14 protein-coding genes and 1 tRNA gene are annotated in these 13,702 nt (G+C 66.0%); 11 read left to right on the top strand and 4 right to left on the bottom strand.

Features of this window, described 5'->3' with window-relative positions:
* Position 1: 1 nt before the first annotated feature.
* Positions 2-1,573 carry a PspC domain-containing protein gene (locus ACZ9J7_RS01570; RefSeq protein ID WP_476206441.1) on the bottom strand — a complete coding sequence of 524 codons (1,572 nt, stop codon included), beginning with the start codon at positions 1,571-1,573 and terminating at the stop codon, positions 2-4.
* A 125-nt stretch (positions 1,574-1,698) separates the two neighbouring features.
* Between ACZ9J7_RS01570 and ACZ9J7_RS01565 the strand changes: the two genes are divergently transcribed.
* On the top strand, positions 1,699-3,036 hold the full coding sequence (locus tag ACZ9J7_RS01565; RefSeq protein ID WP_476206440.1) for an ATP-binding protein: 1,338 nt from the start codon (positions 1,699-1,701) through the stop codon (positions 3,034-3,036).
* Complete coding sequence (locus ACZ9J7_RS01560) at positions 3,033-3,722, top strand: LuxR C-terminal-related transcriptional regulator (RefSeq protein WP_201302396.1); 690 nt, start codon at positions 3,033-3,035, stop codon at positions 3,720-3,722. The genes ACZ9J7_RS01565 and ACZ9J7_RS01560 overlap by 4 nt, the downstream gene beginning before the upstream one ends.
* A gap of 122 nt (positions 3,723-3,844) precedes the next feature.
* On the opposite strand, the gene ACZ9J7_RS01555 is transcribed toward ACZ9J7_RS01560, so the two are convergent.
* Positions 3,845-5,062 carry a pyridoxal phosphate-dependent aminotransferase gene (locus ACZ9J7_RS01555; RefSeq protein ID WP_476206438.1) on the bottom strand — a complete coding sequence of 406 codons (1,218 nt, stop codon included), beginning with the start codon at positions 5,060-5,062 and terminating at the stop codon, positions 3,845-3,847.
* A 278-nt stretch (positions 5,063-5,340) separates the two neighbouring features.
* On the opposite strand from ACZ9J7_RS01555, the gene ACZ9J7_RS01550 reads away from it, so the two are divergent.
* The 9 genes from ACZ9J7_RS01550 (at position 5,341) to rplL (ending at position 11,878) form a co-directional block, all read left to right on the top strand.
* A tRNA-Trp gene (locus ACZ9J7_RS01550) sits at positions 5,341-5,413 on the top strand.
* Positions 5,414-5,495: 82 nt separating this feature from the next.
* Positions 5,496-5,780 (top strand): preprotein translocase subunit SecE, encoded by a 285-nt coding sequence (secE, locus tag ACZ9J7_RS01545; protein ID WP_056388913.1) that lies wholly within the window; start codon positions 5,496-5,498, stop codon positions 5,778-5,780.
* Positions 5,781-5,895: 115 nt separating this feature from the next.
* On the top strand, positions 5,896-6,714 hold the full coding sequence (gene nusG / locus ACZ9J7_RS01540; RefSeq protein WP_476206435.1) for a transcription termination/antitermination protein NusG: 819 nt from the start codon (positions 5,896-5,898) through the stop codon (positions 6,712-6,714).
* Positions 6,715-6,841: 127 nt separating this feature from the next.
* Entirely contained in the window at positions 6,842-7,273 is a 432-nt protein-coding gene (gene rplK / locus ACZ9J7_RS01535) for a 50S ribosomal protein L11 (RefSeq protein WP_018760472.1), read from the top strand.
* Between the two features lie 179 nt (positions 7,274-7,452).
* A complete protein-coding gene (gene rplA, locus ACZ9J7_RS01530) occupies positions 7,453-8,160 on the top strand; it encodes a 50S ribosomal protein L1 (protein WP_159631352.1) in 708 nt (235 codons plus the stop codon).
* A gap of 125 nt (positions 8,161-8,285) precedes the next feature.
* The gene (locus ACZ9J7_RS01525) at positions 8,286-9,422 is read left to right on the top strand and encodes a GNAT family N-acetyltransferase (protein WP_476206432.1); all 1,137 of its coding nucleotides are present in this window, start codon (positions 8,286-8,288) and stop codon (positions 9,420-9,422) included.
* 7 nt (positions 9,423-9,429) lie between these two features.
* Positions 9,430-10,548, top strand: a complete 1,119-nt coding sequence (locus ACZ9J7_RS01520; RefSeq protein WP_476206430.1) for a GNAT family N-acetyltransferase — start codon at positions 9,430-9,432, stop codon at positions 10,546-10,548.
* Between the two features lie 293 nt (positions 10,549-10,841).
* A complete protein-coding gene (gene rplJ, locus ACZ9J7_RS01515; RefSeq protein ID WP_347885426.1) occupies positions 10,842-11,423 on the top strand; it encodes a 50S ribosomal protein L10 in 582 nt (193 codons plus the stop codon).
* Positions 11,424-11,500: 77 nt separating this feature from the next.
* Positions 11,501-11,878, top strand: a complete 378-nt coding sequence (gene rplL / locus ACZ9J7_RS01510; protein ID WP_018760467.1) for a 50S ribosomal protein L7/L12 — start codon at positions 11,501-11,503, stop codon at positions 11,876-11,878.
* An 83-nt stretch (positions 11,879-11,961) separates the two neighbouring features.
* Here rplL and ACZ9J7_RS01505 read toward each other — a convergent pair whose 3' ends face one another.
* Positions 11,962-12,459, bottom strand: a complete 498-nt coding sequence (locus ACZ9J7_RS01505) for an aminoacyl-tRNA deacylase (protein WP_476206427.1) — start codon at positions 12,457-12,459, stop codon at positions 11,962-11,964.
* Positions 12,459-13,658 (bottom strand): acetyl-CoA C-acetyltransferase, encoded by a 1,200-nt coding sequence (locus tag ACZ9J7_RS01500; RefSeq protein WP_476206425.1) that lies wholly within the window; start codon positions 13,656-13,658, stop codon positions 12,459-12,461. Before ACZ9J7_RS01500 ends, ACZ9J7_RS01505 begins: the two co-directional genes overlap by 1 nt.
* Positions 13,659-13,702 lie beyond the last annotated feature (44 nt).

The following is a 13,702-nucleotide window of genomic DNA, read 5'->3' as shown; positions in this document are numbered from 1 at the left end:
GTCAGTTGCCTTCCTGGATCGTGACGTTGCTGAAGGTGCCGTCGATCTGGACCACCAGGTGGTTGCCGGGCCGGTCGGTGTTGTAGCTGCTTTGGCGGGTGGTGGTGCCTCCGCGCTGGCCTCCGCCCTCATTCAGGTTGCCCATGGTCATGTCCGCCTTGATGTCCACCGGCACGTTCTGCGGAATCACCACGGTGACGTTGCTTGCGGTGATGTCCAGGGGAACCACGACGTCGGACGTCAGGGGGGCGGTTGGGGACAGGCCCGTGAGGTCCACGGTTCCTCGTCCGGCCGTGATGTCGATCCCGCCGCGGGCTTCCTCGATGCTGGCGGGGTTCCAGTCCACCTGCTGGAACCGCATCCGGCCATCGTCCAGGGTGTTGTAGATACCCCCGGTGATGAGTGCAACCACGGCGAAGAGGCTCAGGATGCCGGAGGTCCGGCCGCGGAAGCCTGCCACCAGGATGCCCAGGCCCAGGATTGCTGCCGCGCTGGCCCACACGATGGCGTTGGCGGAGCCGCCCAGGCTGATGACGTTCGCGGCGTCGAGGGCCTTCAGTCCACCGCCCACCACCAGGGCGGAACCCGTTGCGATGGCCACACCGGGGGCGCCTGGACCGGACGGCCGGGGCTTGGGCGGCCGCGGCGGAACCCACGGGGTGGGGTAGCTGCCGCCGCCGGGGGCACCGCTGCCGTGACCGCCGGGAGACGTGCCCCCAACGCCGCCGGAGCCGGGAACAGGCGGCACACTTCCGGCCGGGCTGTAGCCGCCCTGGCCGTAAGGGCCCCCTGTCGCGCTGCCGTTATCCGCCGTGCCTGCGGAGCTGGTGCCGTACGGCGGCGCTGCAGCCGCGGTTGGTCCGGACGCGGTGCCGGCGGAGAACGTCGCGGTGTGGGCCGTGCCGGAACTCCCCATCGGATAAGTCCCGCCTGGCGCGGCCGTCCCGTGGCCGGCCACGGTGGGGTGGGCCTTGTTGCGCTGGGAGAGGTAGTAGATCAGGTAGATGGCGCCGCCCACCCAGAAGAGGGTCCACAGCAGTCCGCTGAGGCCGTTGTGGCTCCATCCCCAGAAGCCTCCGCCCAGCCCGGTGAGGCCCAGGATGGTGGCGATGAGGGAACCTGTCATGCCGCTGGACCAGCGGCCCGCGCCGGCTTCCTGGACATGGATCCTGCCGTCAGGTTCCGGGAGGAGGGCCCAGGCCAGGCCGTACAGCAGGACTCCGATGCCTGCCAGGAGGGTCAGGACAATGAAGACGCCGCGGATGATGATGGGGTCAACGCCCAGCCTGTGCGCAATACCGCTGCAGACGCCGCCCACCCACCGGTCGTTGCCCCGGTAGATGCCGTTGCTGCGGATCCAGCCAAAGAAGTCGGTGGACGGAGCGGGTGCCGGGCTGCCCTGGTACGCATAGTTGGGCGAGGGGTCAGCCTGCGGGGCAGTGGCGGGGTCGGGAGGCGTTGGGCCGGGGGATGGCAGCGGCTCGGTAGGCTGCCCGCTGTCCGTGCCGGGCTGCTCCTTGGGAAGGGGCTCGGCAGGGTGTTCGTCGTCGGGGGAGGGGGTCTGCGAGTTCATACCTCGATCCTCCCGTCCATGCCCGGCAGCGCTCTACTGGGGGAAGCCCTGAACCGTCCCTGAGCTGTCCCCGGGAAGCGGCCGAATGCGGTCCGGGCAACCCTGATCCGTGTTTGGATTGACCCATGACAACCCTTCCGGTGCGGCCGCCCCTGGCACGGAGCAGCGACCGTGTCATCGCCGGGGTGTGCTCCGGTTTGGCCGCGCACTTGGGGTGGCCGGTGCGGAACGTCCGCCTGGGCATGGTCCTGGCATCCTTCGCGGGCGGTGCCGGCCTGGTCTTCTACGCATGGCTCTGGATCATGGTGCCCACCGCGGACGAGGCCGCCCGCCGCAATGCCCGCCGCCCGGCGTCGCCCATTGCCCCGGCGGTGAGCCAGCCCGCCCAGGGGGCCGCTGCCGACGCCGGATCCCCGGCGGGTGCCCCAGCTCCCGTTCCGGACGGCGAGGGCGGCCCGCAGGGCGCCCCCTGGTTCCGGGCCCGCGGAATGCGGTACGGCAAGGAAATCCTGCTGGGCTGCGGACTCCTGCTCGTCGCCGGCATCATGATCGCCCAGCTGCTGGGTGTGGATGTGTCCCTCGGAACGCTGATCCCGGCTGCCGCGGTCCTGGGCGGCGCCTCGATCGCATGGATGCAGCTGGACGAGACCCGGCGTGCCGGCCTGGTGGACAAGACCAAGGCGGACCAGGCCGGCGGCTGGGGCCGGCTCGCCGCCGGTCTGGCGCTGGTGGTGGCCGGGGTCTTGGTGATGGTGTCCGGCTCGGGTTCCTGGGAACAGACGTGGCTTGCCTTGCTCGCTTCGGTGGCCGTCCTGGGCGGGGTGGTGCTGGTCCTGCTGCCGTGGGCGCTGAAGTTCTGGCGTGACCTCGAAGCCGAACGCGCCGGCCGGATCCGGGAGACGGAACGTGCCGAGATCGCCGCCCACCTCCACGACTCCGTGCTGCAGACGCTCGCCCTGATCCAGCGGCGCGCGGGCAATGAGCACGACGTTGTCCGCCTGGCCCGTGCCCAGGAACGCGAGCTGCGCGGCTGGCTGTTCCAGGATCCAGGCCGCGAAAGCGGCCAGCTTTCGGACCGGATCAAGGCCGTTGCCGGCGAGGTGGAAGACCTGCTCGGCAACGCCGTGGAGGTGGTCACCGTTGGTGACGCCGTCATGACCGAGGCGCACGAGGCCCTGGTCCAGGCCAGCCGGGAGGCCATGCTCAACGCCTCACGGCACGGTGGCGGGACGGTCTCGGTCTACCTTGAAGCGTCTGACGGGCAGGCCGAGATCTTCATCAAGGACAGGGGACCGGGCTTTGAGCTGGGGGACGTGCCCGCGGACCGGCTCGGTATCCGGGAATCAATCATCGGCCGGATGAAACGGCACGGCGGCTCGGCTGCCATCCTCAGCACCGGCGACGGCACCGAGGTCCGCCTCCGGCTGCCGGCCGCAGCAGAACACGCGGAAGGAAAAACATGAACACAACCCAGGGAACAGGTGCCGGAAGTACCCGGCCGGCCAACTCCGCACGGGTGGTCATCGTGGACGACCATGCCATCTTCCGGTCCGGCCTGAAAGCGGACCTCGACCCCAGCATCCAGGTGGTGGGGGAGGCTGCCACCGTGGAGCAGGCCATCGCCGTGATTGCCCAGCAGCGGCCCGACGTCGTCCTTTTGGATGTCCACCTCCCCGGCGGACTGGGCGGCGGCGGCCGGGAAGTCATCGCCGGTTCCGCCGCGCTCCTGTCCAGCACCCGGTTCCTGGCCCTGAGTGTGTCCGACGCCGCGGAGGATGTGGTCGCAGTGATACGGGCCGGCGCCCGCGGCTATGTCACCAAGACCATCTCCGGCGCCGAGATCACCGACGCCGTATTCCGGGTTGCCGGCGGCGATGCGGTCTTCTCGCCCCGGCTTGCCGGTTTTGTCCTGGACGCCTTCGGCACTGCCCCCGCGGACATTGCCGACGACGAACTCGACAAGCTCTCAGCCCGTGAGCTTGAGGTCATGCGGCTCATCGCCAGGGGCTACAGCTACAAAGAGGTGGCCAAGGAGCTCTTCATCAGCATCAAGACCGTGGAAACCCATGTCTCGGCGGTGCTGCGGAAGCTCCAGCTCTCCAGCCGCCACGAACTGACTAAGTGGGCCGCGGAGCGCCGCCTCCTCTAAACGCCCCATCACCTCCTTCCCGTAAATCGGCAACGCCCCATCACCTTTCGGGCCTTAAACCAGAACGCCCCATCACTTGGTGATGGGGCGTTCTGGTTTTTCCTGCGAAAGGTGATGGGGCGTTACTGGGCCTTGCCGAGGAAGTCCTGCAGGCGCTGCACGCCCGTGGCGAGGTCGTCGTCGCCCAGGGCGTAGGAAAGGCGCAGGAAGCCGGACGGGCCAAACGCCTCACCGGGAACCACTGCCACCTCGACCTCGTCCAGGATCAGGGCTGCCAGCTCGGCGGACGTCTGCGGCGTGGCGGTGCCGGACGCGGTGGGGAATTCCTTGCCCAGCAGCGCACGGACGTCCGCGTACACGTAAAAGGCTCCCTTCGGCGTCGGGCACTCCACGCCGTCAATGGCATTGAGCCCCGCAACGATGGCCTTCCGGCGGCGGTCGAAGGCCACCTTCATTTCGTCGACGGCGGTCAGGGGACCGGACACGGCGGCGAGGGCTGCAATCTGCATGATGTTGGACACATTGGACGTAGCATGCGACTGCAGGTTCGTGGCCGCCTTGATGACGTCCGCGGGTCCGATCATCCAGCCCACGCGCCAGCCGGTCATGGCGTAGGTCTTGGCAACACCGTTGAGGATGACCACCTTGTCGCCCAGCTCGGGGGCCGCGGTGGCGATGGACGTGAAGGGCACGCAATCGTAGGTCAGGTGCTCGTAGATTTCGTCCGTAACCACCCAGAGGCCCTTGGCCGCGGCCCACTTGCCGATCTCCGCCACCTGCTCGGGGGAGTACACGGCGCCCGTGGGGTTCGACGGCGAGACGAACAGCAGGATCTTGGTCCGGTCCGACACGGCTGCCTCGAGCTGGTCTACCGTCACCAGGTAGTCCTGTTCGGGCCCGGCAAAAACCTCCACGGGGACGCCGCCGGCCAGCCGGATGGCTTCGGGGTAGGTGGTCCAGAACGGGGAGGGCACGATGACCTCGTCGCCCGGGTCCACGAGCGTGGCGAAGGTGTTGTAGACAGCCTGCTTGCCACCGTTGGTGACCAGCACCTGGGAAGGATCCACGGTGTAGCCCGAGTCGCGCAGGGTCTTCTCCGCGATGGCCTTCTTCAGCTCGGGCAGCCCGCCTGCAGGGGAGTAGCGGTGGAACCTGGGCTGGGACGCCGCCTCAATGGCCGCCTGGACAATGTAGTCCGGGGTCGGGAAGTCGGGCTCGCCCGCACCGAAGCCAATAACCGGCCGGCCAGCTGCCTTCAGCGCCTTGGCCTTGGCATCGACCGCCAGGGTTGCGGATTCGGCAATTGCGGAAATGCGTTGGGAAACGCGGGCGGAAGGCATTGGCAGGTCCGTTCTTCGCTTGCAGCCCGGGGGCTGGAATGTGGGATTCGACGAGTTCTACTCTATGCTGTTCACCGGACCCTCCGGGGTGCCGGTTTTGATTTATGACTGCCCAGCGCAGCATGATCCGGGCCGGCCAGCGGATGGGCCGGAAACGGGCTGGTTTTACCTACGCGAAGTTCTTGCGTAGACTGGTTCACCGGTGTTGAAACACGGATGATGGCGTGCGCCCCAGCTCAAGCTGGTGGTTGGCCATCAAAGAGTGCAATTCACTCCATAGGGTAGTGGCGCAATTGGTAGCGCAGCGGTCTCCAAAACCGCAGGTTGCAGGTTCGAGTCCTGTCTGCCCTGCGCAAGCTGCTCCGGGCGAAAGCCCGGAGCAGGCGCAGCAACCATGGTTCTGATCAGGGCCGGGTAATCCACCATTGCAAAGATGAGCGAGGACCAGGTGACCGAAACAGCTGCCAGCAGCTCCAAGGGCCGCCCAGCTAAGAAGGAAGCCAAGGCAAACTTCTTCGCCCGCATTGCACTCTTTGTCCGCCAGATCATCGGCGAACTGAAGAAGGTTGTTGCCCCCACCCGCAAGGAACTGATCAACTACACGCTCGTGGTGCTGGTGTTCGTGGCCATCATGATGGTCATCGTCAGCCTGCTGGACATTGGTTTCGGAACCGCTGTCAGCTGGATCTTCGGCGGCACCGGCCCCAAGGACAGCTAAGGCTGAACGGTCCGCAGGCTGCGTGCTTCACCCGGGGTAACCGGAAGGAAGCGCCGGCGTGCGGAATTGAGCCATTTAAATAGGCATGTTAGGCAATGAGGAAGCAGGAGACCAAGTGTCTGAGCAGGAGCTCGAGGTAACCGAGACCGGGCTGGAAGAATCCCCGGACATCACGGCAGAAGCCGGTGAAGAGTCCGAGGTTGAGTCTTCCGCGCCCGAATCCGACGACGCCGCCTCCGACGCAGCAGTTGCTGACGAAGCCGACGCTTCCGACGCCGACGGCGAAGATGAGCCTGCAGACGCCCTCGCCGCTGCGGCCGCCACCGCCGCCGCTGATCCGGCTGAGGAGTTCAAGGCCAAGCTGCGCCGCCAGGAAGGTGACTGGTACGTCATCCACTCCTACGCCGGCTATGAGAACCGCGTGAAGGCCAACCTTGAAACCCGCATCCAGACCCTGGACATGGAAGATTACATCTTCGAAATCCAGGTCCCCATGGAAGAAGTCGTGGAGATCAAGAACGCCCAGCGCAAGGTGATCAACCGCGTCCGCATCCCCGGCTACGTCCTGGTCCGCATGGACCTCACGGACGCTTCCTGGGGCGCCGTCCGCCACACCCCCGGCGTCACCGGCTTCGTGGGCAACGCCCACAACCCGGTCCCGCTGCGCCTGGATGAGGTCTTCTCCATGCTCGCCCCTGTCTTCGAAGAGGAACAGGCCGAGAAGGGCAAGCCGGTCAACAAGCAGAACCAGGCACCCGTGGCCGTGGACTTCGAAGTTGGCGAGTCCGTCATCGTCAAGGAAGGTCCGTTCGAGACCCTCCCCGCCACGATCTCCGAGATCAAGCCCGAGTCCCAGACCCTGGTGGTACTGGTCTCCATCTTCGAGCGCGAAACGCCGGTCACCCTGGCGTTCAACCAGGTCACCAAGATCTGAAAATCCTAGAATTCGTCCCGGCGCCGCCCGCTTAGCGGCACGGAACGGCCGGCCGCCTCGCCATGGCGGCCAAAAACCTGAGGCACGCTCCTGTGCCCCAGGACGTTATTGAGAGAAGGACCCTACATTGGCTCCCAAGAAGAAGGTCACCGGCCTCATCAAGCTGCAGATCCAGGCAGGTGCCGCCAACCCGGCCCCGCCGATCGGTCCTGCGCTTGGCCAGCACGGTGTCAACATCATGGAATTCTGCAAGGCGTACAACGCTGCAACGGAAGCCCAGCGCGGCAACGTCATCCCCGTGGAAATCACGGTTTACGAGGACCGTTCCTTCACGTTCATCACCAAGACCCCGCCGGCTGCAGAGCTCATCAAGAAGGCTGCAGGCGTTGCCAAGGGTTCATCCACCCCGCACACCGTCAAGGTTGCCAAGCTGACCCAGGCCCAGGTCAACGAGATCGCCTCCACCAAGATGGAAGACCTCAACGCCACCAGCCTCGAAGGCGCAGCGAAGATCATCGCCGGCACCGCCCGCTCCATGGGCATCACCGTCGAGGGCTAACAGCCCTTACCGCTGCCCAGCGTCGGGTTGAATGACGACGACGGGCGGCACCGCCGGAACACCGGCACCAAAAAAATTGAAATGTTGGCCATCCGGGCCGGATAACGAACCGGATCACCGACTGTGGCAGGGCCCAGCGCGGTCCGCAGACCACAACTGCACAAGGAGAAATAAGCAGCATGGCAAAGCGCAGCAAAGCATATGAGGCAGCAGCCGCCAAGATCGACGCGGAGAAGCACTACGCACCGTTCGAGGCAGTAACGCTGGCCAAGGACACCAACCCGTCCAAGTTCGACGCCACGGTTGAGGTCGCTTTCCGCCTCGGCGTTGACCCCCGCAAGGCTGACCAGATGGTCCGCGGCACCGTCAACCTGCCCCACGGCACCGGTAAGACTGCCCGCGTCCTGGTCTTCGCAACGGGCGACAAGGCTGAGGCCGCAATCGCAGCCGGCGCCGACTTCGTTGGTTCCGACGACCTGATCGAAAAGATCGCCGGCGGCTGGACCGACTTCGACGCCGCCGTAGCCACCCCTGACCTCATGGGCAAGGTTGGCCGCCTCGGTAAGGTCCTGGGCCCGCGTAACCTCATGCCGAACCCGAAGACGGGCACCGTGACCCCCGACGTCACCAAGGCCGTCAACGACATCAAGGGTGGAAAGATCGACTTCCGCGTCGACAAGCACTCCAACCTGCACTTCATCATCGGCAAGGTTTCCTTCGACGCCATCAAGCTGGCCGAGAACTACGCAGCTGCACTGGAAGAGGTTCTTCGCCTCAAGCCGTCTGCCGCGAAGGGCCGCTACATCCAGAAGGCCACCGTTGCCACCACGTTCGGCCCGGGCATCTCCGTGGACCCCAACGTCACCAAGGTGCTCACCGAGGCATAGTCCTCACTGAAGTTCCTGCTTCCGGATTGATTCCGGAGCAACCAGAGACCGTCCCGGCGCCAAGGCGCCGGGACGGTCTTTTTGTACCGGCTCCCACGCGCGCCGATGCTGCCTAAGCTGGCCGCATGGACCACGTTGAACGAACCGGCCCCACACTGTCGCCGTCGACCCCATCCTTGGCAATTGCCGCCGTCGTCATCCCTCCACGCGGACAAGGCCGCCACGCTGCACCGCCGGCGGACCTCCTGGCATGCCAGGCCATGAAGGAGGCCCACGCCTTCGAGCTCTGGGGAAGCTTGGAGCGCTGCCCCACCCTGGACGAAGCGCTGGAGTATTGGCGCGGGACCGAGTACGAGGAACGGCGGCTGTTCCTTGCCCGGGACGGCGGGGAGCCGGTGGGGCTGTGCTCCGTAACGCTGCCCCTGCGCGAGAACCTTGCCACGGCGGGTATCGACGTCCTGGTGGTTCCCGGCCGGCGCCGCAGGGGAGTGGGGCGCCGCCTGCTGGAACATGCCGAAGCCGTGGCCCGCGCCCGCAGCAGGTCAACCCTGGAGGGCTTCCATGAAGTTCCCTTGGACAAAATGCGCCAGGGTTCACGCATGGTCACCGCGAAATCCGGGGCAGGCCACCTGCCGGCGGAAGACCCTGCAACGGCCTTCGCCCTGGCGTCGGGGTATCAGCTGGAACAGGTGGAACGCTCCAGCAGGCTTGATCTGCCCGTCGCCGCGGACCTGTTGTCAAAGCTGGAAGAGGACGCCGCAGCCCGCTCCGGGGACTACGTGCCGGCCGTCTGGGACGACCGCTGTCCGGAGGAGTTCGTGGCAGGTTATGCCGGATTGCGGGTACGGATGAGCACGGACGCGCCCGCCGCCGGCATGGACTGGGAACAGGAGGACTGGGACGTCCAGCGTGTGCGGCGGGACGAAGAGGTCCAGGTCCGCAGCGGTGTGCAGGCCTCGGTGGCCGCAGCCCTGCACCGGCAAACCGGCGAACTGGTGGCGTACACCGTCCTCACCTGGCGGCCGCAGGTGCCGGAGTCGCTGATCCAGCAGGACACCCTGGTTGCGGCGGAGCACCGCGGCCATCGGTTGGGGATGCTGACCAAGGCCGCCAACCTGCGGCGAGCCCGGGAAAAATGGCCGCAGGCGCGCTCCGTCCTGACGTGGAATGCCAGCGAAAACCAGCATATGCTGGCGATAAATACCGCCCTTGGATTCAGGCCCGCTGGCTATGAAGGTGAGTGGCAGAAACGGCTGGGATGATGCCCGAATGGCAATAGACGTGAAGATCGAGCAGCTCTGGATTCCCGATTCACTGGACACCCCGGATGCTGCGGATTTCCTCGCCGCGGTGGAAGTGGGCCGCAAGGTGCGCATGCAGACGTGGGGCAGTGACGATCTTGCGTATGGTCCCGAGGAAAAGCTGCTTGAGTTCGCGGACCCGTATGAGCGCCAGTTGATCCTCGTTGCCAGGGTGGACGGCGCGATCGTGGGAACGGTTGATATTGCGCTGCCCCTGACCGATCACCTGGACCTTGCCGAGCTCACCCTGGACATCCTGCCAGAGTTCCAGCGGCAGGGAGTGGGCCGCCGGCTGCTGGAAGCTGCCGAACAGCTGGCCCGGGGGGAGGGCCGCACCATGATCCTGGTGGACACCAACCATCCTGGGGCATCCCTGCATGAGTTTGAACGGGCCCAGCTGGTTCCCGGCTCCGGGCTGGGCTTCGTGCCACTGGAGAGCCGCGAGGTGGAGTTCGCGCAGAAGACCGGCTACACGCTGCAGCACATCGAGCAGTTCAGCTCCTGCCTCCTGCCCCTGGACACCAAGCTGGTGGCCGACCTCCAGGCTGAGGCCGAGGAGGCGAACAACGGCAGGTACCGGCTGCACCACTGGACGGACCGCTGCCCCGACCGCTGGCTGGAGGCCGTTGCGGCGCTGGAAAACCAGGCGGGCGCGGACGTGGACCCATCACTGGACATGCCGGTTGAACAGGACATGGTGTTCGACGGCGGCATCCTGCGTGAGGCCGAGGACGTCGCCATCGCGCAGGGCAGGAGAACGGTGGTCACCGCCGTCGAGCACATCGCCACCGGGGCGCTCGTGGGCCTGACCACCATCACGGTCCTGGCGCACCGGGCTGACGTGGTGTTCCAGGACGACACCCTGGTCCTGCAGGAACACCGGGGCAACAAGCTCGGGCTGCTGATCAAGGTGGCCAACATGGAGCGGCTCAGCGAGCAGTTCCCGGACGCACGCATCATTTACACCTGGAATGCGCCGGAGAACCGGTACCTCCTGACGGTCAACAAGCAGCTGGGATTCCAGACGGCCGGCGTGACGGGTATCTGGCAGAAGGAGCTCCCCACTCTGCACACCAGCACCAGCTGAGCGCCGATTTGGCGGACCGGCAATGCCTCGCGTAAGCTGGGAGTACCAAAGACCGTCGGTTGTTGGAAATCCACTCTCCTGAACATGGCTCAACTCTGCAGTTGTGCGCTGGGGACCACAGTGGCTTTCCGGACGAAGGACCCTCAACGCAGGGCGGCCGGCGCAGGTGAACGAAGCAAAGCTCCACGGCAACGTGTTGAGCCAAGCCCCGTGCATCTGCGCGGGGCGTTTTTAGTTTTAGCTCTCTTGAGCGGGGACCGTCGAATACCGGCACTATCCCCGGAAGGAGGGTTATGGCAACGCCTACCAAGGTTTCAGCAGTAGCTGAGATCACTAACGATTTCAAGGAATCGAACGCCGCTGTCCTGACCGAATACCGCGGGCTCACCGTTGCACAGCTCAAGCAGCTGCGTGTTTCTCTCGGCCAGGACACCAAGTTCGCGGTCGTCAAGAACACCCTGACCGCCATTGCAGCCAAGGAAGCCGGCGTCGAAGCATTCGACGGCCAGCTTGCCGGCCCCACTGCAATCGCGTTCATCAAGGGTGACGCAGTTGCCGCTGCCAAGAGCCTGACGGATTTTGCCAAGGCCAACAAGCAGCTGGTCATCAAGACCGGTTACTTCGAGGGCAAGGCGCTGGACGCCACCGAGGTCGCCGCACTGGCTGCCCTTGAGTCCCGCGAGCTGCAGCTCGCCAAGGTTGCAGGCGTCCTCAAGGCACCTGCCGCCGCAGCTGCACGCATCATCGACGCACTGCGCCTCAAGCTTGAAGAAGAGAACGGTGCACCGGCAGCTGCCGAAGCGCCCGCCGCTGAAGAAGCCCCTGCCGCTGAAGCTGACGCTGCCGCCGAAGCTCCCGCTGCCGAAGAGAACTAGTTCTCTTACCCCCACCAGACTCCGGTGTCCGTCCGGCCCAGCGCCGCCCGGTCACCACAACAGGAAGGACGCCTACCATGGCGAAGCTCAGCAACGAAGAGCTCATTGAAGCTTTCAAGGAACTGACCATCATCGAGCTCTCCGAGTTCGTCAAGCTCTTCGAAGAGACCTTCGAAGTTACCGCTGCTGCTGTAGCTGTTGCCGGCCCCGCCGGTGGCGGCGCCGCTGAAGAGGTTGAAGAGAAGACCGACTTCGACGTCATCCTCGAATCTGCCGGTGACAAGAAGATCGCAGTCATCAAGGAAGTTCGCGCCATCACCTCCCTCGGCCTCAAGGAAGCCAAGGACCTGGTTGACAGCGCCCCCAAGGCTGTTCTCGAAGGCGCCAACAAGGAAGCTGCCGAGAAGGCCAAGGAGCAGCTCGAGGCTGCAGGCGCCACCGTTACCCTCAAGTAACAACGCCTTTTCCTACGGAAACCCCGTCCACTCCGGTGGGCGGGGTTTCCTGCTTTAACGCCCTCGATAATTTCCGGCCCCGCTTAGCCGGGATCGCTGATGTCCGCCACCACGGCGTCCAGGGCGGCGGTCAGCGCGTCCGCGTCGACGAAGGCGCTGTACCCGTGCGCACCGGCACCCATGGAGATGCGCCGCCCGGTGATGGTGGCGTCGGCATAGACAGGCCATGCCGTGGTGCTGCCAAGCGGGGTGATGGTGCCCCGCTCGTAGCCGGTGGCCTCCAAAGCCGTGTCCGCGGGCGGCAGGGACAGCTTGTTCACGCCCACCAGGGCGCGGAGCTTGGGCCACGAAATCTGCCGGTCACCGGGGATCAGCGCGAAGAGGAACGTCCCGTCCTTGTGCTTCACCACCAGCGATTTGACGATGTCCGCCGGTGTGATGCCCAGGATGCCTGCGGCCTCTTCGAGGCTCTTCGCTGCGGGCCGCTCCACCACGTCGACTTCCAGGCCACGGGCTGCGGCGTCGGCCAGGAACCGTTCCCGTCCGACGCCGTCCGCTCCGTTTCCGGATGAGCCCGCCATCAGTCGCGGTACAGCAGGAGGGCCTCGCCCTGCCCGCCCCCGCCGCAGAGGGACACCGCAGCCCTGCCGGTGCCACGCCGCTTCAGTTCGTGTGCGGCATGTGCCGCCAGCCGGGCGCCGGAGGCACCGATCGGGTGGCCCAGGGCGATAGCGCCGCCATGGATATTGCACTTCTCCAGCGGGTAGTCCAGGTCCTTGAGGGACTGCACGGCTACCGACCCGAAGGCTTCGTTGATCTCGATGAAGTCGAGATCGGCGGTGCTCCACCCCGCTTTGCCGAGGGCGTTCATGATGGCGTTGGAGGGCTGTGAATGAAGGGAATTGTCCGGGCCTGCCACCTGGCCCGGCTTCCCGACCACCGCCAGGTATTCCAGCCCGTGCTCCTCCGCGTAGCCGCGGGAGGTGAGCACCAGGGCGGCGGCGCCATCGGAGAGGGGCGAGGAATTGCCTGCGGTGATGGTGCCGTCGGTGACGAACGCAGCCCGCAGGCCTGCCAGCGACTCGATCGAGGTGTTGGGGCGGACCCCTTCGTCAGTGCCCACCACCAGGGGCTCGCCCTTGCGCTGCTTGACGCTGATGGGCGCGATTTCGCCGTCGAACGTTCCGTTCTTCGCCGCAAGGGCAGCTCGCTGGTGCGATTGGGCGGCGACGTTGTCCTGCGAGGTGCGATCGATCCCCAGCGAGAGGTTCCGTGTCTCCGTGGACAGGCCCATCGATTCGCCGTCGAAGGCATCGGTCAGCCCGTCATGGGCGGCTGCGTCCAGCGCCTGGATGGAGCCGTAGGTCCACCCCTGGCGTGATCCCGGAAGCAGGTGCGGTGCGCGGCTCATCGACTCCTGGCCGCCGGCAACCACCACGGCGGCCTCGCCGGCCCGGATCATCCGGGCGGCATCAATCACCGCGGTCAGGCCGGAAAGGCAGACTTTGTTGACGGTCACCGCGGGGACGTTCCACCCGATGCCGGCGCCGATGGCGCTTTGCCGCGCGGGGTTCTGGCCGGCTCCTGCCTGCAGGACCTGGCCCATGATGACGGCTTCCACGTCGGCCGTGGCGACACCGCTTTGTTCCAGTGCGGCCTTGATGGCGTGCGCACCAAGATCCACTGCGGTGAGGCTCGACAGCTGGCCGTTGATCCGGCCCTGCGGAGTCCGTGCCGCCCCGAGGATGACAACGTCACTGTTGTCGGGAGAGTTGCCCATGGTTACCACTTTCCGTCCGGTTTTGATCTAAGCCACCAAGGCTA

Source organism: Pseudarthrobacter sp. TE9888 (assembly GCF_056279345.1).
Note: the sequence above shows the minus strand (reverse complement) of the source record. Positions and strands in the feature narration are given on the sequence as shown.